Below are 16776 nucleotides of genomic sequence, written 5' to 3'. Positions count from 1 at the left end.
CGGTTGGGGTGCCGCACCTTTCGGGTTTTGCGGCCTGAGTTCTGCCCGGGCCGGCGTAAAGGTTCGGCAAGCCCGGCGTGAAGGCTCTGCGGGCGGCGAAAGGATTCCTGCGCAGAGAATGCCGACCGCCAGTGTCAACCGTCCGGACCAATGAATGCAGCGCCGCTGCCGGTCAGGTCGCCCGGCGTTGGAATCAGATCACTGGTGATCGTGCAATAGGGAGAAGAGCGGAAATTCCGTGAGCCCCAGTAAATAGAGGTACGCCAGGGATTGATGTGACACCTGTGAATTGTTCACGCAGCCGGTGCGATTAGCCCCCGGATTCCGGGGACTCGAGAAAGCGGAACGCGCTACAGGCGTTTCAGGCCCTCGAGCACGCGTAGGGCGATCGCCACCCGGCTGTCCGGGTCGAGTTCTCCCGGTGAGGCCACGGGCCGGGGTGGCGCTGACGCCTCGGGGGCCGGGGGAGGTGGCGGTGTCGTGGTGCTGCCGGCCGGATCGGCGCCCAGGCCCGGTGTGGCGTCCGGCGTGCGCGGGCGGCGCCGAGGCAGTTGTTCGGGTGGGGGGCCGATCGGCTTCGAGGCGGTGAGGATGGTGGACGCGGACACGGCCCGGTCGGTCTCCAGAGGGCCGGTGTCGGGTGCCTGGGGGCGCGTCTGCGGGGCCGGGGGTGCCGTCGGCGTCGTGGGGTTGGGGTCGGCCTGCACGAGCTTGGCCACGCCCGACGCGATCATCGCCGCGATGCTGGTCAGGGTCGCGGTGAGGGGTATGCCGGAACGCCGGGCCAGGGTGCGCGGGCTCTGGGCGCTGGTGAGCCGGGAGGTCAGGGCCCACTGCTGGGAGTCGATCACGACGGTGCGACCGCGAGGCAGCCAGGACAGCCGGACCTCGTCGTCGGGGGTGACCCCGAGCCGGGTGAAATGGGCGAGCAGGTCGGTGATCTCGGCCAGCAGCTGCTCGACGGCGAAGCGGTGACGCAGGCCGGTCCAGTGCCGCCGTCCGGGCCGGAAGAGCGGCCGGTCGTTCTCCACCCGTGGGGCGGAGAGCATCTCGACCCCGGCCTCGACGATCGTCGAGCGGATCATCGACGGGAGCGCGGGGTCGGTCTCGACGGTCTCCGGCACCGGTGGCACACCGGCGGTCTCGGCGTAGGTGACCTCGCCCTCGTGCAGGAAGAAGGCCCCGCCCGGGACACCACGCACTTCCAGTGCACCCGAACTGCGGCTGATGGCAAGCACCCTCAGCACGTCGGCGGCCGGATGCTCGGTCTCCTGAACCGTCATTCCGGGGGCCCGACTCTCTTCCCGAGGGGGTGGTGGAACGGCCGGTTCGCGACGGCCCGGTCAGGCCGGCGCGAACCGGGGCGGGGGCGGCTCAAATCGCGAGCTCGCCCTCGATGCGCTTGAGGTGGTGACGGGCCAGGGCCAGGTTGGCCTTGGCCTTGTCCAGGGCCAGGTAGATGAAGAGACCGCTCGCCGCCTGCCCCCGGACCAGTCGGATCAGGTGGTACTGACGGCCCAGGGTGATCAGGATGTCGTCGATGGTCTCCTGCATCCCGAGGGACTCCAGGGTGCGCATCTTGGCCCGGACGACCTCCGTGTTGCCCGCCGACGCGATCTCCAGGTCGAGGTACTTGCCGCCGCCCAGGCTTCCGAGCGACATTCCGCTGCCGTAGTCGACCAGGCTCACGCCCAGTGCTCCGTCGATCTCCATCGCTTCTTTGAGCGCGGTGTCGATGTCCACAGGAAGAACTCCAGTCTCATTTCGACGTTGACACAAGCATGTGTCGGGTAAGGTCAGAGTGCCCGTTTCGGCGTATCTCGCGAGTTCACCAGACATGCCCTGACGGGTAGTGGATCGAACCAGATCTAACGGGGCGCTTGTAACAATTCGTGAGCGGCAGAATACTGCACTCAGGCGGGGGCAGCGTCAAGAAGTCGGGTAGAAGACGAAAGAGAATCGAGTTCGATATCTGTGCCTCGTGATAGCTATGTGATAGTGATTTGCCGGTTCTCACAGCAGTCGCTGAGCAGGGGCAGATGCCGGTGAATGCACCATCCGCCCCCTCGGGTCTCCCGCTGGGCGGCTCCGACGCGGTTCACGCCGTCCTGGCCCGGTTGCAGGGTCTCGACGGGCTGGTCGCCGCCTGTCTGGTCGAACCAGATTCGGCGTTCGTGCTGGACACCGTCGTGGGCAAGCCCGCCACCGACGCCGACAGCCCGGCCGAGGCCGGTGACGACAGCCTCGTCGCCGCCACCGTTTCCGCCGCCGCGAGCGACGTGGTGCAGGTGATCGGCCTGATGACGTCCAGCCTCGGCGACCCGGACGAACTGGAGGACGTCACGATCACCTTCGGACGGCGCCACCACCTGATCACCCCCCTGCCCGAGGCCGGCGTGGACGGTTTGCTCGTGGTGGTGACCCTGGACCGGGCCCGCACAAACCTGGCCCTGGCCCGGCAGCAGCTTCGCGCACTGGGGCCGCTGCTGAGGCACGCGACCCAGCCGCCGGCGATCGAACCCGGCCATGGCTCCTAGCGTCTGGGGGCGCTGGACCGGGCGCGGCCGGGCCGGCGACAGCGCCGCGCCGCCTCCGTCGCAGCCGCCCGAACCGGAGGAGACCGCCTACGACCGGCTCTTCGACCTGGCCGACGACCAGGCCACCGGGGCGCTGTACCTGAACGGCCGCTGGGGCGGCACCGTCTACCTGGTCAACGGTCGCATCGGGTACGTGGAGTCGGTGCTCACGCCGGGCATCGAGGCACTCCTGCTGCGCCCGACCTACAGCGACGAGCGCAGCTGGGCCCGGCTCGTCTCCTCGCTGCGGCGGGGGCGGATCGACGCCGCCGTGTCGGCCGCGTCGCAACTGCTGGGTGGGGACGCCGCCACGGCCTTCGACTCCGAGGTGCTGCGGCGCACCGCCCTGGCCGACGCCGCCCTGGTCACGCTGGGCGCGGTGGTGCCCGACGCGACCGGCGCGGTGGCCCGGTTCCGACCGGGAGCCTGGCACTGGTGCGACCCGGTGCGCACGTTCACCGTGGCGGAGATCCTCACCGAGGTCGAGCGCCGCAAGGCCGTGCTGGCCCGGATGACCCGGGGAGTGCGCATGGACGCGCCGATCCAGCGGGCGCCGCAGCTGCCGGTGGAACGGATTCGCCTGACCGCCACCCAGTGGAACATCGCGGCCCTGGCCAACGGCACGACGACCCCGCTCGACATCGCCTGGATGCTCGGGCACGGGGTCTTCTCCACGACCGTCGCGATCCACCAGCTCGCCCGGCTCGGGGTGATCAAGGCCGGCCCGGCCCCCACCTCCACCGTCACAGTGCCCCCGAGTGCCGTGCCGCCGACATCCATCTCCGTTCCCGCCACCGTGGTGACCTCGCCGAACGGCATCCGGACCGGGGTCGGGGCGCCGCAGCCGGCCCGGCACGTGCCGTCGTTCCTGCCGTCGCGCCCGGCGCGGATCGACCTCGACGAGCTGGAGGCCCAGCGGCGCGGGCGGGCCCAGGTCTGACCAAGGTCTGACCGGCCCGCCCGGTTCCGCCCGGGAGGCGGCCGGTCACAGCCTCAGCGGGCGGCCCAGCAGAGGCTGCCCCCAGGTGCCGCCGTCCCAGTCGTGTTCCCAGGGCCACCGGCCCCGGTCGTCGGTCCAGACCACCTGCAGGCCGGGCACCAGACCGGCCCGGCTGGCGTAGATCTCCTGGGCCTGCGCCAGGTGGCGGGGGTCGCCCACCTCGACGAGCTGGAGCAGGTGGGTCTCGCAGCACGGTTCGGCCAGAAGGTCGCCGGGGGCCAGCCGAACGCCGTGCCGGACCTCGTGGGCCAGGCCGTCGAGCAGAGGGGTGGCCTGGTCGGCGTCCAGCCCGGTCACCGCCAGCTCGGGATGCCCGTGGAAGCGGGTGAGACCCACCGTGTAGGTCAGGGACGGACGCCCACCGCCCTCAACATGGACGTAACCCCAGCCGTGCTGCTCGATGTCGCGCCGGCTCTTCTCCCGGATGTCCTCATCGCTCCACCCCTGGCACTTCAGACACATGGCGACCCCCGCCCGTCCGTCAACCCCGTTCGACGATGTCGTTCCACACCGCCTGATGACGTTTGACGACCTTAGGCGCCACCACCGACAGTCTTGTCCGTCCCCGTCCACCGGCTCAGCCCGGCGTCGCGGCCCCGTCGGCGGAGGCAGTCTCGGTGACGCAGTTGCGGGGGGTGGGCACCGGGGCGATCACCGAGGCGGACTCGGCGCGGCCGCGCATGGCCTGGTAGCGGGAGCCCACCACCACGTCCACCGAGTGGTCCCGCCGGGTGCCGGGGTCGCGCAGGAGTTCCGCCCGGCCCGGGAACTGCCGGGCCACGGTGCGGGCCTCGATCTCGTCGCCCACGCCGTAGCGAACGGTCACGGCGGCCTTCTGGGCACCGCCCGGGGCATTGGCGACCTGGACCACCCGGAACCCGCGCTGCTTCAGCTCCTGCGAGACCGCCCGGGCCAGGCCGCGGCGCTCGGTGCCGTTGTAGACGTTGACGGCGGTCTGGCCGGGCAGGCTGACGGTCTGGGCCGGGCAGGGCACCCGGGCGCCGGGGGAGCCGAGGGTGTACCAGCCCAGGGAGTTCCCGAGCGCGCCCACCCCGGTGAGCAGGACCAGCAGGAACAGGCCGGCGAAGGTCAGCGCCTGCCGGCGGCGTCGTCTCCGGACCCGGTCCGGACCGGTCGGGACAGTCGTGCTGGACTCCATCGGCCACGCCCCCCTCGGGCACCGGACGGGTCAGCCCCTGGGCGCGGACCCCACCTCACCGTCCTGGGCATCGATCACCAGCACCCGGGCGTGCAGCACCGGCCGCTGGTGCAGCGCGGCACGGACCGCGCGGTGCAGGCCATCTTCCAGGTAAAGCTCGCCCTGGTACTGAACGACATGGGCGAAGAGGTCACCGAAAAAGGTGGAGTCCTCGGACAGGAGTGCTTCCAGGTCGAGGGTGCGCTTGGTGGTGACCAGATCGTCCAGGCGGACCTGACTGGGGGGCACGTCGGACCACTGCTTGGACGTGCTGTACCCGTGGTCGGGATACGGGCGGCCCTCGCCGACTGCCTTGAAAATCACCCTCGGGATTGTGTCGCGACTGTCGCGTCCCGCGCCAGTTTCATGACCTTGTGCAACCGAATCGCGACGATCGGTGCGGAGTGGACGTCCGGACCGGATCTGGGGGCAGGTCGGCCAAGGACCGCCGAACGAGGAACGGCGGCCCGCTCGCACCCCGGTGAGGGTGAGTGCAGGCCGCCGTTTCTGGCGGAGGATAGGGGATTTGAACCCCTGAGGGCGTTAACCCAACCCGCTTTCCAAGCGAGCGCCATAGGCCACTAGGCGAATCCTCCGTGGGAGAGTCTATCCGGCTCCGGGGAGTGCTCGTGACACCGGGCGTCGCCGGGCGGGTCTGTGGTCGGGGGCGGCGTCGGGATTGGGTACAGTGGTGCGCAGACCCCTCGTGCGGCGTCATCCAGCTGAACCCCCCCAGGGCCGGAAGGCAGCAAGGGTAGGCGGGCTCTGGCGGGTGTGCGGGGGGTCCTTTCATGTCCCCGTGAGCATTCCGGGTGACTTCCTCACAACTTCTCTCCCGGTGCTGCGGCTGGCCTAGGCTGGCGGCCGTGACGACTGCTCTCTACCGCCGCTACCGGCCCGAGTCCTTCGCCGAGGTGATCGGTCAGGAGCAGGTCACCGGCCCGCTCTCGGTGGCGCTGAACAAGAACCGCGTCAATCACGCCTATCTGTTCTCCGGTCCGCGCGGCTGCGGCAAGACCACCAGCGCCCGCATCCTGGCGCGCTGCCTGAACTGTGAGCAGGGTCCCACCTCCACGCCGTGCGGCACCTGCCCGTCCTGCGTCGACCTGGCCCGTGGCGGCCCGGGCAGCCTGGACGTGGTGGAGATCGACGCCGCCAGCCACGGTGGTGTCGACGACGCCCGTGACCTGCGTGAGCGGGCGGCCTTCGCACCGGTCCGCGACCGCTACAAGGTCTTCATCATCGACGAGGCGCACATGGTGTCGCCGCAGGGCTTCAACGCCCTGCTGAAGATCGTCGAGGAGCCGCCGGAGCACATCCGCTTCATCTTCGCGACCACCGAGCCGGAGAAGGTCATCGGCACGATCCGGTCGCGCACGCACCACTACCCGTTCCGTCTGGTGCCGCCGGAGCGGCTGACGCAGTACCTGGCCGAGCTCTGCGAGCGGGAGGGTGTCGAGGCGGGCAAGGGAGTGCTGCCGCTCGTGGTCCGGGCCGGCACCGGTTCGGTCCGCGACACGCTGTCGGTGCTCGACCAGCTGATCGGCGGCTCGGGTGAGGAGGGTCTCACCTACGCCACCGCGATCGGCCTGCTCGGCTTCACCGACTCGGCACTGCTCGACGACGTGGCCGACGCCCTGGCTGCCGGTGACGGCGCCACCGTCTTCCGGGTGATCGACCGGGTGATCGAGTCCGGCCACGACCCCCGGCGCTTCGTCGAGGACCTGCTCGAGCGGCTGCGTGACCTGCTCGTCGTGGCGGCGGTGAAAGACGGCGGGCACGCGGTGTTCCGCGGCATGCCCGACGACCAGCTGGAACGGATGCGCAGTCAGGCCGGGCGCTTCGGCGCGGCCGAGCTGTCCCGGGCCGCCGACGTGACGAACGCCGCCCTCACCGACATGACCGGCGCCACCTCGCCCCGCCTGCAGCTGGAACTGCTGTGCGCCCGGCTGCTGCTGCCCGCGGCCGACGACGAGCAGCGGGGCCTCGGGGCCCGGATGGACCGGCTGGAGAAGCGGGTCGGGTCCGGCGCCCTGGTGGCCGCCCCGGGAATCGCCGTCCCGGAGATCCCGGTCGCCCCGGTGGTCGACATGCCGGCGGCCGGCCCGCAGGCGAGGTCCTCGGGCCTGGCGGCCGTGCGAGCCGCGATCGGCAAGAACACTGGAACCGGCACTGCATCCGCGGACACGCCGGACGCGGCACCCGTGGCCGCCGAGTCCGGTGACGCGTTTCCCGGTGGCGCTTCCGAATCAGGGACGCGGGTCACCCCGGAGCCTTCCGCGGCACCAGAGGCTCCGGTCGCGGAACCGCCCGCGCCCGAGTCCCGGCCCACCCCGCCCCCGACCGCCCCGACCGCCCCGACCCCACAACCCGAACCGGCCCGGCCCGCGGTCCAGCCACCCCCGGCCCCGACGGCGCCGGTCGAGCAGCCCCCGGTCCGGCCCCCGGGCGCGCAGCCCCCCGCGGGCGGCGGCGCCGGGGACCTCGAGGCGGTGCGCCGCAACTGGACCGACGTGCTGAACGCCGTGGCCTCGATCAAACGCACCACCTGGAGCCTGGTCTCGCAGTACGCCCAGGTGCTCGACTTCGACGGCAGACGGCTGCTGCTCGGCTTCGACTCGGCCGGCCGGGCCCAGTCGTTCGGCCGGGGCCCGCACCCCAACTTCATGCGTCAGGCCCTGATCGAGGTGCTCGGCCTGGACTGCGTGGTCGAGGCGGCGGTGACCTCCGAGTTCCAGGCCGGCGGCGGCAGCCTGCCCGCCCCGCAGACCCCCGCGCCCCAGAACCCGGGCCCCCAGAGCTCCGGCCCGGCCACCTCGGCCCGTTCGGCGCCTCCGGAGCAGACACCCCCGCACTCCGCGCCCCAGCCCCGCCCCGCGCCCATCCCCGAGCGCCCGGCCCCGGGCTCCGGACCCCAGGCCTGGGCCGAGGTCCCGCAGAACGCCCCGGCCACCTGGCCCACCCCCACAGCGGCCACGAGTCCCGGTGGTGGCGTCGGCGTGGCCACCCGTGAGGCCCCGCCGGTCACGGCCGTCCCCGCCGCCCCGGCACCGGCGACCCCGCCCGCTCCACCGGCCACCACGTCCGAACGCCCTCGCTCGGTCGGTGCCGCCGCCGCCCGGGCCGCCGCCGCAGCCGCCGCCGCGCGCACCGCCCAGCAGAACCAGAACCAGAACGAGAACACCCGGCCGAACGAGAACAGCCAGCCTCAGAACACCCGGCCCGCCCCGTCCGGTCGTCGTCCCGCCACGGACGACGACCGCGGCATGCCCACCCCCCAGGCCACCCCGTACGACGACATCCCCCCGGACCTGAACGAACCGGTGCGTGAGGACGAGGCCCCGCCGGACGGTGGCGGCCGCCCCGGCCGCCCGTCCCCCCGGACGCAACCGGCCGGCCGCTCCGCTCCGGCCAGCTCCCCGGCCCCCGGCCCCCCGGTCTCCGTCGACGTCTCCTCCAAGAAGATCGACCTGGCCGACGACACCGTCAGCAACGACGACGCGGACTTCGACGCCTCCCCCCTGGTCGGCGTCCAGGCCGTCGAGCAACTGCTCGGCGGCCGTGTGATCGACGAACGGGAGATCTAGACCCCTGTGAGCGCACTCACCGGCACCGACGACTGGGAACACCTCTGGGGCGTGCCGAACACGTCCGCCGTGGTGATCACGGCGGACGGCACCACCACGCAGACCCGCGGCGACGCGGACCGCGAGTACGGCCTGGCCTCGGTCACCAAGCTGCTGACGGCCTACGCCGTGCTGGTGGCGCTCGAGGAGGAGGCCCTCGCGCTCACCGACCCGGCCGGTCCGCCCGGTTCCACGGTCGAGCACCTGCTGGCGCACACCGCGGGCTACGGGTTCGAGTCCGGCTCGCCCGCGGTCACCCGGCCCGGGTCCAAGCGGGTCTACTCGAACCAGGGCATCGAGGTCCTGGCCCGGCACCTGGCCGAGGTCACCGGGATCGACTTCGGCACCTACCTGTCCGAGGCCGTGCTCGCCCCGCTCGGCATGACCGCCACCACGCTGCCCGGCTCACCCGCCGCCGGTGGCCGCAGCACCGCCGACGACCTGGCCCGGTTCGCCGCCGAACTGCTCGACCCGAAGCTGATCGACCGGGCCACGCTGGACGAGGCCACCCGGGTGCACTTCCCCGGCCTGCCCGGCATCCTGCCCGGCCTGGGCCGCTTCGACCCGCTCGACTGGGGCCTGGGCTTCGAGCGTAACTTCGCCCGGCCGGGGCACTGGGCCGGAACCCGGATCTCCCCGAACGCCTTCGGCCACTTCGGCGCCGGCGGCACGTTCCTGTGGGTCGACCCGGATCGGGGCCTGGCCTGCGTCTGCCTGTCCGACCTGGCCTTCGGCGACTGGTCCAAGCAGGCCTGGCCCGCCCTCACCGACGACCTGATCCGCGCCCACGGTTAGGACCCACCGGTAAGACGACACCCACGACATGGGCGACGCCGCCCGGCACAGCACGTAGGCTCGTACCTGTGTATGAGGGCGTGGTGCAGGACCTGATCGACGAACTCGGGCATCTTCCCGGCGTCGGTCCCAAGAGCGCGCAACGGATCGCGTTCCACATCCTGCAGTCCGACCCGGTCGACGTGCGTCGCCTGGTCCTCGCCCTGTCCGAGGTGATCGAGAAGGTCAGGTTCTGCGTGACCTGCGGCAACGTCTCGGCCGAGGAACTGTGCAAGATCTGCTCCGACGCCCGCCGCGACGGCACGGTGCTGTGCGTCGTGGAGGAGTCGAAAGACGTCGTCGCGATCGAGAAGACGCGTGAGTTCCGCGGCCGCTACCACGTGCTGGGCGGCGCGATCAGCCCGATCGAGGGGGTCGGGCCCGACGACCTGCGGGTCAAGGAACTCGTCACCCGGCTGGCCTCCGGTGAGGTCACCGAGATCATCCTCGCCACCGATCCGAACCTGGAGGGCGAGGCCACCGCGACCTATCTGGCCCGGCTGCTGAAGCCGATGGGGCTGAGGGTCACCCGGCTGGCGTCCGGTCTGCCCGTCGGAGGCGATCTGGAGTACGCCGACGAGCTCACGCTGGGCCGGGCGTTCGAGGGGAGGAGACTGCTCGATGTCTGAGGAGAAGAACCAGAAGGACGCCTTCGGCCGGCCGCTGGGAACGCGTGGCCGCCACGAGGCGCGGGGTTCGTCGATCCCGCAGGCCCGCACCCGGGGCAGCGCGTCGATCGACCTCACCGACGAACGTGCCGACGAGGCGCGTGAGCTGCACCAGCTGGCCGACGAGACGGCCACCGACGCGCAGACCTACCTGAACGCGCTGACCGAGGTGGCCTCCGGATCTTCGCCCGACACCGCGATCCCGGTGCTGCTGCTGGCGGTGTCACAGATCCTGCTGGGCGGCGCCCGGCTGGGCGCGATCACCGACGTGGTGCCGAGCGAGCGGTTCGAGCCGGACGCCGGCCCCGACCCCGACATCGACCCGCTGCGCACCGGCCTGGCCAACCTGCTCGAGGGCCTGGACGAGTACGCCGACATCGTCGACCCGCTGACCTCGGGCGAGCTGATCCGCGGCATCCTGTCCGACGACCTCGCCGACGTCGCCGCCGACCTGGCGCACGGCCTGCGTCACTTCCGCGACGGCCGGGTCGACGAGGCACTGTGGTGGTGGCAGTTCTCCTACCTGTCCACCTGGGGGGTGCGGGCCACCAGCGCGCTGCGTGTGTTGCAGAGCATGCTCGGGCACCTGCGCCTCGACGTGGACACCGACACCGTGGCCGATGCGGAGTTCGAGGCCCTCAACGTCGATTGATCCCGCGAATCGTGCTGATCTCCGCACGATTTGGGGAGCAACCCGGCATCCGCCGGGCATCTCACCTGCCGAAATACCTTACCCGCAGGCAAACCCGACGCAGCTAGAATGACCGCGTCCGAAAACCCAGCGAGCAGCAAGGAGCGACCCCGGTGAGCTTGGTCGTGCAGAAGTACGGCGGATCCTCCGTCGCGGATGCCGAGAGCGTCAAGCGGGTCGCCCGCCGGATCGTGGACACGCGAAAGCAGGGGCACGACGTCTGCGTCGTGGTCTCCGCCATGGGTGACACCACCGACGACCTGATCGACCTCGCCGAGAAGGTCTCGCCGCTGCCGCCGGCCCGTGAGCTCGACATGCTCCTCACCGCCGGCGAGCGCATCTCGATGGCCGTGCTGGCCATGGCGATCGCCGCGCTCGGGCAGGAGGCCCGGTCGTTCACGGGCAGCCAGGCCGGGGTGATCACCGACGGCGTGCACGGCAAGGCCCGCATCATCGACGTCACTCCCGGCCGGATCCGGGCCGCGCTCGACGAGGGCCACATCGCCATCGTCGCCGGCTTCCAGGGCGTCAGCCAGGACACGAAAGACATCACGACCCTCGGCCGCGGTGGTTCCGACACCACGGCGGTGGCCCTGGCCGCCGCGCTCGAGGCCGATGTCTGCGAGATCTACACCGATGTCGACGGCATCTTCAGCGCCGACCCGCGCATCGTCCCCTCGGCCCGCCAGATCGGGCGCATCACCAGCGAGGAGATGCTCGAGATGGCGGCGTCCGGCGCCAAGGTGCTGCACCTGCGCTGCGTCGAGTACGCCCGCCGGTTCAACGTCCCGGTGCACGTGCGCTCGTCGTTCAGTCACCGCGAGGGCACCTGGGTCACCGACAAGCCCGTAGAGACAACAGCGCAAGGAGCAGTGGTGGAGCAGCCGATCATCTCCGGGGTCGCACACGACCGGAGCGAAGCGAAGATCACCGTGGTCGGCGTGCCGGACAAGCCCGGCAAGGCCGCCGAGATCTTCCAGGTGGTCGCCGCCGCCGAGATCAACCTCGACATGATCGTGCAGAACATCTCGCAGGCCTCCAGCGGCCGCACCGACATCTCCTTCACGCTGCCGAAGACCGACGGGCAGACCGGGATCAACGCGCTCAACCGCGCCCAGGAGCAGATCGGCTTCGAGAGCCTGCGCTACGACGACCAGATCGGCAAGGTCTCGCTGATCGGCGCCGGAATGCGCAGCCACCCGGGGGTTTCCGCGAAGACCTTCGCGGCCCTGGCCGAGGCCGGCATCAACATCGAGATGATCAGCACCTCGGAGATCCGCCTCTCCGTGGTCACCCGCGCCGACCGTCTCGACGACGCCGTCCGCGCGATTCACACCGCTTTCGGCCTCGACAGCAGCGACGGAGAGGCCGTGGTCTACGGAGGTACCGGACGATGAGCAAGCCCACCCTCGCGGTCGTCGGCGCGACCGGCGCCGTCGGCACCGTCATGCTCGGCATCCTGTCCGAGCGCGAAGACATCTGGGGCGAGATCCGCCTGATCGCCTCCGCCCGTTCGGCCGGCAAGAAGCTGGTCGTGCGCGGCGAGGAGGTCGAGGTCCAGGCGATCAGCCCGGAGGCGTTCGACGGCGTCGACATCGCGATGTTCGACGTGCCCGACGAGATCTCGGCGCAGTGGGCCCCGATCGCGGTCGAGCGTGGCGCCATCGCGGTCGACAACTCGGGTGCCTTCCGGATGGACCCGGACGTGCCGCTGGTGGTTCCCGAGGTCAACCCCGATGCGGCGCGCAACCGCCCGCGGGGCATCATCTCGAACCCCAACTGCACCACGCTGACCATGATCGACGCACTCGGTGCCCTCCACCGCAAGTGGACGCTGACCGAGCTCGTGGTGGCCTCCTACCAGGCCGCCTCCGGCGCCGGTCAGCCCGGCATCGACCGGCTGCACGACGAGCTCGCCGTCGTCGCCGCCGACCGTTCGCTCGGTTCGGTCGCGGGTGACGTGCGCAGTGCGATCGCCGCGAAGCTGGGCGACGGCCCCTCGCCGTTCCCCGCGCCCCTGGCCCTGAACGTGGTGCCGTGGGCCGGTTCGGCCAAGGGCGACGGCTGGAGCAGCGAAGAGCTGAAGGTCCGCAACGAGTCCCGCAAGATCCTCGGGATCCCCGATCTCAAGGTGTCGGCGACCTGCGTCCGCGTGCCGGTCGTCACGACGCACTCGCTGGCTGTGCACGCCACCTTCGCCGAGAACATCACGGTGGCCGAAGCCCGTCAGGCCCTCGACGAGGCGCCGAGCGTGCTCGTCGTCGACGACCCCGACGGCAAGCAGTTCCCGACCCCGGCCGATACCGTCGGGGGCGACCCGACCATCGTCGGGCGGCTGCGTCAGGCGCTCGACTTCCCGAACACGCTCGACCTGTTCGTGACGGGCGACAACCTGCGCAAGGGGGCCGCGCTCAACACGGCCCAGATCGCCGAGCTGGTCGCGTCCGACCTCTGAGTCAGGCCAATCCTGCGGGCCGGTGCCGAAAAACACCGGCCCGCAGGTGGTTTAATGGCGGACGACGCGGTCGGCGCCGGGGGCGGGTGTCACTCGGGCAGATGGCCGAGAACGAAAGCGATCTCGGCCCGCACCTGCCGCACCCGCTCGTCGTCCACCAGTGATCCGTGCCCCGCGTCGTACCGGTACACCTCGTGTTCCGCGCCGCGCTCGGCGAGCACCCCGACGTAGTTCTCGATCTGCCGGATCGGGCAGCGCGGGTCGTTCTCCCCGGCGAGCACCAGCACCGGCGCGATCACCCGGTCGACGTAGGTGATCGGGCTGGAGTCCCGGTACTTCTCCGGCACCTCGTCCGGGGAACCGCCGAAGAGTGAGCGGTCGAAGGCCTTCAGTGCCTCCATCTCGTCGTCGTACGCGGCCACGTAGTCGGCCACCGGCACCCCGGCGACACCCACGTCCCACCGGTCCGGGTACAGGCCGAGCCCGAGCAGCGTGAGGTATCCGCCCCACGACGCCCCGCCGAGCACGATCTTCCCGGCGTCCGCGACGCCCGAGGCGACCAGGTGGTCGCGAGCCGCCACCACGTCCTCGAGCTCGATGTGCCCGACCCGCTGCTCGAGAGCGTCGCGCCACTGCGAGCCGTACCCGGTGGAACCGCGGTAATTGACCTGCAGAACGGCGAATCCGTGGTCCACCCAGGCACTCGGGTAGGCGCGGAACCAGTCGGCGTCGTGGGCGGTCGGACCGCCGTGCACGTCGATGAACAGCGGCAACGGCCCCTCGGCCCCCGCCGGGCGGCGTAGCAGGGTGTGCACCCGGCCGCCCGGCCCGTCCACCCACACGTCCTCGATCTCGACCGATCGCGGCGCCGGCTCACCCGGGGGCGCCAGCACCTCCTCGCCGTCGAGGTCGCGCACGGCCGCGGGCAGTGCGGCCGACGACCACAAGGCCCAGGCCCCACCGTCCGGGCGGGTCGTCGCACTCATCACCGTGCCGTCGGGCCGGCCGACCGCAGTGGTGGTCAGATCGATGAGACTGAAGGTGTAGAGCCGGGTCCGGGCCTCGTGGTCCACGCTGATCAGCAGGGCGGACGCGTCGCGGAACCAGTCGGCGTCCGAAATCTCGCCCGGGACGTCGAGTTTCACCGCCACCTCGACACCGGTCACGGCGTCCCAGATCAGCAGCTCGCCCCGGCCCTCACGTTCGTGCAGCACCAGGAGCCGGGGATCGCCGACGACGGGCGCGAAACCCAGTGGCTCCAGGCTCTTTCCCGGTCCGTCCCAGAGGTCGCCGACGGTGGACCCGTCGTCGACCCGCATCACGCGCAGGGCCGTGTGCCGGGAGTCGCCGTGCTCGCTGTGGGCCAGCGCGAGCAGCGTCCCGTCTTCGCTCAGCCCGCCCACCCCGGCGTCTTCGAGGTGCTCGTAGATCAGCCGCAGCGGCCGCCCGGCCTCGGACACGTGCACCCGGGTGCCGTACCCGTCGTCGTTCTGGCCGATCACCGCCAGACCGTCACGGCCAAGGGCCAGGCCGGCCGAATACGAGGGCTCCAGGCCGGGAACCGCGATCTGGTCGGCGCCCGGGGCCGAGCCGAACGGCTGCTTGCGCCAGAGCCCGTGCTCGTTGCCGGCCGCGTCGTCGAACCACCAGATCCATTCGCCGGACGGGTCGATCTCACCGTGCGCCGTGCCCTCGCTGCGGGAGGTCAGCCGGACCGGCTGCTCGCCGTACTGCCAGCTGTGCATCTCCAGCACGCCGTCGTGGGTGGCGACGACCGAGCAGCGTTCGGGGGCGTCGGTGGCCCAGACCGGCATGGCGATCCGGCCGGCCCGGAAACGCTGTTCCCAGGCGGGGAGTGGATTGTCCTGCGGAGGAATCGGCGCCGTCATGGCGAAATCCTTGCACGTGCGCCGGTCCCGGCCGGACTCCGCGCGCGGATGTCCCGCACGAGCTTGGGTGGCACTCCGCCGCAGTGGATCGAGCCGACCACGGCGGAGCACCGTGATGGACACATCGGCAGCGCCCGCGACTTCTTGAGGAGCCCGGCCCGGTCCGCGATGCTGGGACGGTCCGGTGAACCGGGCGAGCGGGCGGCACGAGCGAGAGGTGGGGCACGTGAGCAAGAGCGACGAGCCGATGGACGACGCGGTGGCAGCCGGTGAAGGGGTGGCCGGGAGTGCAGGGGCGCGCCGTTCGGCCGGCGTCGCCGGGAGCGCGGGGGTCACCTCCAGCGCCGGGGTGGCGGGGAGCTCGGGAGTCTCCTCCAGCACCGGGGTGGCGGGGAGCGCGGGTGTCGAGGGCAGCGCGGGGGTGTCTGGCAGTGCCGGGGTGGCAGGTGGTGCCGCGGTCGCCGGGAGCGCGGCGGTCGCCGGAAGTGCCGGGGTGGCGGGCAGCCTCGCGGTCAGCGGCAGCGCGGGCGTGGCGGGCAGCATCGGGGTCACCGGCAGCATCGGTGTGCTGATGAGCCTGGCCACCCTCTTCGGCATCGGTCTCAGCCGCTGCGTCGGGATGGTGGCCTGCATCGGCTGCCGCGACTGTGTGGGCTGTGCGTTCTGCATCGGCTGCCGGGACTGTGTCGGCTGCGCGTTCTGCATCGGGCGGGTCGGACTGCGGGGCGTGAACGGGCTGCGGGTCGCTGCCTAGATCCGCTACGAACGGTAAATCTTTCGGGTGCAGTAAAAGTGCAGTGTTATGGGTTTCGGAGGGCCCGATCCCGGGTAGCCGGCAGGTACTAGGACTATCGACGAATGTCGGCTAGTACGGCGGACGCGGGAGAACTGAGGTGGCGGCGACACGGGAGCCGCCCCTATCCCCGGAGGAGTTCTCATGAGCGTCCGCAAAGCCCTGACCGCCGCCGCGCTGGCTGCCGGTGTCACCGCCCTCGCGCTGGTGCCTGCCGGTGCCGCGCAGGCCAAGGACAGCCCCAAGGGCGACTTCGCGGTCACGGTCAACGGCACCACGTACAACCCGGCCGTGAACAAGGAGACGAAGCTCAAGGACCTGGCCGTCTCCGGTGTGATCAAGGTGCGCGGCAAGCACGTCACCTTCGACATCGACCCGGCCACGCTCGGCGTCTACAACTACACGCTGACCGGTGCGGCCGACCCGGAGCGGATGGTCACCGAGCCCACGGTGGTGTTCGCCTCGAAGGTGCCGGTGCTGACGGCGGCCCAGATCGGCACGCCGCGCATCGAACGGATGGACCTCAAGGACGACGACGCCACGATCATCCTGCGGGCCGGGGGCGGCAAGATGAAGTTCCAGGCCAAGGACTTCGCGCAGGGCGGGATCTTCCAGCAGGAGCCGGAGTTCGCCACGAACGTGGAGATCGTGCACACGCTCGGCCCGAAGCTCTTCTACTTCACCAACGAGTTCACCGGCAAGATCAACTTCGGTGACGGGCTCGACCCGGTGACATCGGCCCAGAGCAGCACCGGCTATCACGAGATGCTGCTCGGCAAGGACAGCCCGCAGGTGGCCACCAAGCTCTACCAGGACGGTGCGGTGACGCGCTGGTCGGTGGCGTCGGGCGGCCGGATGGGCGGCGTGCTCGGCGAGGACGCCATCGAGCTCTCCCAGGGCGCCACGAACTGCACCAGCAAGTGCCAGGCCCAGAACCAGATCCGCGGCTCGATCCCGGTGCCGCCGCTGCCCACCGACCCGACGCCGCTCCCGGTGCCGGCGAACTGACCCAACCCGTACGGAGAACCACAGGAGTGCGAGCCAAG

16 protein-coding genes, 1 tRNA gene and 1 other RNA gene are annotated in these 16776 nt (G+C 71.3%); 11 read left to right on the top strand and 7 right to left on the bottom strand.

The features are described from left to right. Positions 1–350 precede the first annotated feature (350 nt). Together J2S57_RS09285 and J2S57_RS09280 are read right to left on the bottom strand one after the other, a co-directional pair. On the bottom strand, positions 351–1283 hold the full coding sequence (locus J2S57_RS09285) for a DUF4388 domain-containing protein (protein ID WP_307240568.1): 933 nt from the start codon (positions 1281–1283) through the stop codon (positions 351–353). A 91-nt stretch (positions 1284–1374) separates the two neighbouring features. Next, a complete protein-coding gene (locus J2S57_RS09280) occupies positions 1375–1743 on the bottom strand; it encodes a hypothetical protein (RefSeq protein ID WP_307240566.1) in 369 nt (122 codons plus the stop codon). A gap of 302 nt (positions 1744–2045) precedes the next feature. Between J2S57_RS09280 and J2S57_RS09275 the strand changes: the two genes are divergently transcribed. Beyond that, a complete protein-coding gene (locus J2S57_RS09275; RefSeq protein WP_307240564.1) occupies positions 2046–2537 on the top strand; it encodes a hypothetical protein in 492 nt (163 codons plus the stop codon). Next, a complete protein-coding gene (locus J2S57_RS09270; protein WP_307240562.1) occupies positions 2527–3516 on the top strand; it encodes a hypothetical protein in 990 nt (329 codons plus the stop codon). The genes J2S57_RS09275 and J2S57_RS09270 overlap by 11 nt, the downstream gene beginning before the upstream one ends. A 45-nt stretch (positions 3517–3561) precedes the next feature. Here J2S57_RS09270 and J2S57_RS09265 read toward each other — a convergent pair whose 3' ends face one another. From J2S57_RS09265 to J2S57_RS09250, 4 genes are all read right to left on the bottom strand, one after another. Continuing rightward, positions 3562–4038 carry a DUF4262 domain-containing protein gene (locus J2S57_RS09265; RefSeq protein WP_307240560.1) on the bottom strand — a complete coding sequence of 159 codons (477 nt, stop codon included), beginning with the start codon at positions 4036–4038 and terminating at the stop codon, positions 3562–3564. A 115-nt stretch (positions 4039–4153) separates the two neighbouring features. Further along, positions 4154–4735: a LytR C-terminal domain-containing protein gene (locus J2S57_RS09260; RefSeq protein ID WP_307240558.1), complete on the bottom strand. Its 582-nt coding sequence runs from the start codon at positions 4733–4735 to the stop codon at positions 4154–4156. 30 nt (positions 4736–4765) lie between these two features. Next, a complete protein-coding gene (locus tag J2S57_RS09255; protein WP_307240556.1) occupies positions 4766–5098 on the bottom strand; it encodes a type II toxin-antitoxin system VapB family antitoxin in 333 nt (110 codons plus the stop codon). Between the two features lie 184 nt (positions 5099–5282). Beyond that, a tRNA-Ser gene (locus tag J2S57_RS09250) sits at positions 5283–5370 on the bottom strand. 99 nt (positions 5371–5469) lie between these two features. Between J2S57_RS09250 and ffs the strand changes: the two genes are divergently transcribed. The 7 genes from ffs (at position 5470) to J2S57_RS09215 (ending at position 13048) form a co-directional block, all read left to right on the top strand. After that, an RNA gene (gene ffs, locus J2S57_RS09245) (signal recognition particle sRNA small type) lies at positions 5470–5566 on the top strand. A 74-nt stretch (positions 5567–5640) separates the two neighbouring features. Next, positions 5641–8361 (top strand): DNA polymerase III subunit gamma and tau, encoded by a 2721-nt coding sequence (locus J2S57_RS09240; protein ID WP_307240554.1) that lies wholly within the window; start codon positions 5641–5643, stop codon positions 8359–8361. A 6-nt stretch (positions 8362–8367) separates the two neighbouring features. Beyond that, positions 8368–9195, top strand: a complete 828-nt coding sequence (locus tag J2S57_RS09235; protein ID WP_307240552.1) for a serine hydrolase domain-containing protein — start codon at positions 8368–8370, stop codon at positions 9193–9195. A gap of 68 nt (positions 9196–9263) precedes the next feature. After that, complete coding sequence (gene recR, locus J2S57_RS09230; protein WP_307240550.1) at positions 9264–9863, top strand: recombination mediator RecR; 600 nt, start codon at positions 9264–9266, stop codon at positions 9861–9863. After that, a complete protein-coding gene (locus J2S57_RS09225; RefSeq protein WP_307240548.1) occupies positions 9856–10554 on the top strand; it encodes a DUF5063 domain-containing protein in 699 nt (232 codons plus the stop codon). The genes recR and J2S57_RS09225 overlap by 8 nt, the downstream gene beginning before the upstream one ends. A 152-nt stretch (positions 10555–10706) precedes the next feature. Then, positions 10707–11990: an aspartate kinase gene (locus J2S57_RS09220; RefSeq protein WP_307240546.1), complete on the top strand. Its 1284-nt coding sequence runs from the start codon at positions 10707–10709 to the stop codon at positions 11988–11990. After that, complete coding sequence (locus J2S57_RS09215; protein ID WP_307240544.1) at positions 11987–13048, top strand: aspartate-semialdehyde dehydrogenase; 1062 nt, start codon at positions 11987–11989, stop codon at positions 13046–13048. The genes J2S57_RS09220 and J2S57_RS09215 overlap by 4 nt, the downstream gene beginning before the upstream one ends. An 89-nt stretch (positions 13049–13137) precedes the next feature. Here J2S57_RS09215 and J2S57_RS09210 read toward each other — a convergent pair whose 3' ends face one another. Next, complete coding sequence (locus J2S57_RS09210) at positions 13138–14937, bottom strand: S9 family peptidase (RefSeq protein WP_307240542.1); 1800 nt, start codon at positions 14935–14937, stop codon at positions 13138–13140. A gap of 226 nt (positions 14938–15163) precedes the next feature. On the opposite strand from J2S57_RS09210, the gene J2S57_RS09205 reads away from it, so the two are divergent. Together J2S57_RS09205 and J2S57_RS09200 are read left to right on the top strand one after the other, a co-directional pair. Next, on the top strand, positions 15164–15691 hold the full coding sequence (locus J2S57_RS09205) for a hypothetical protein (protein WP_307240540.1): 528 nt from the start codon (positions 15164–15166) through the stop codon (positions 15689–15691). Positions 15692–15874: 183 nt separating this feature from the next. Next, positions 15875–16738 carry a hypothetical protein gene (locus J2S57_RS09200; RefSeq protein WP_307240537.1) on the top strand — a complete coding sequence of 288 codons (864 nt, stop codon included), beginning with the start codon at positions 15875–15877 and terminating at the stop codon, positions 16736–16738. Positions 16739–16776: the final 38 nt, after the last annotated feature.

The organism is Kineosporia succinea (assembly GCF_030811555.1).
Lineage (GTDB): Bacteria > Actinomycetota > Actinomycetes > Actinomycetales > Kineosporiaceae > Kineosporia > Kineosporia succinea.
The sequence above is the reverse complement of the archived record's forward strand: the minus strand, read 5'-3'. Positions and strand labels throughout refer to the sequence as shown.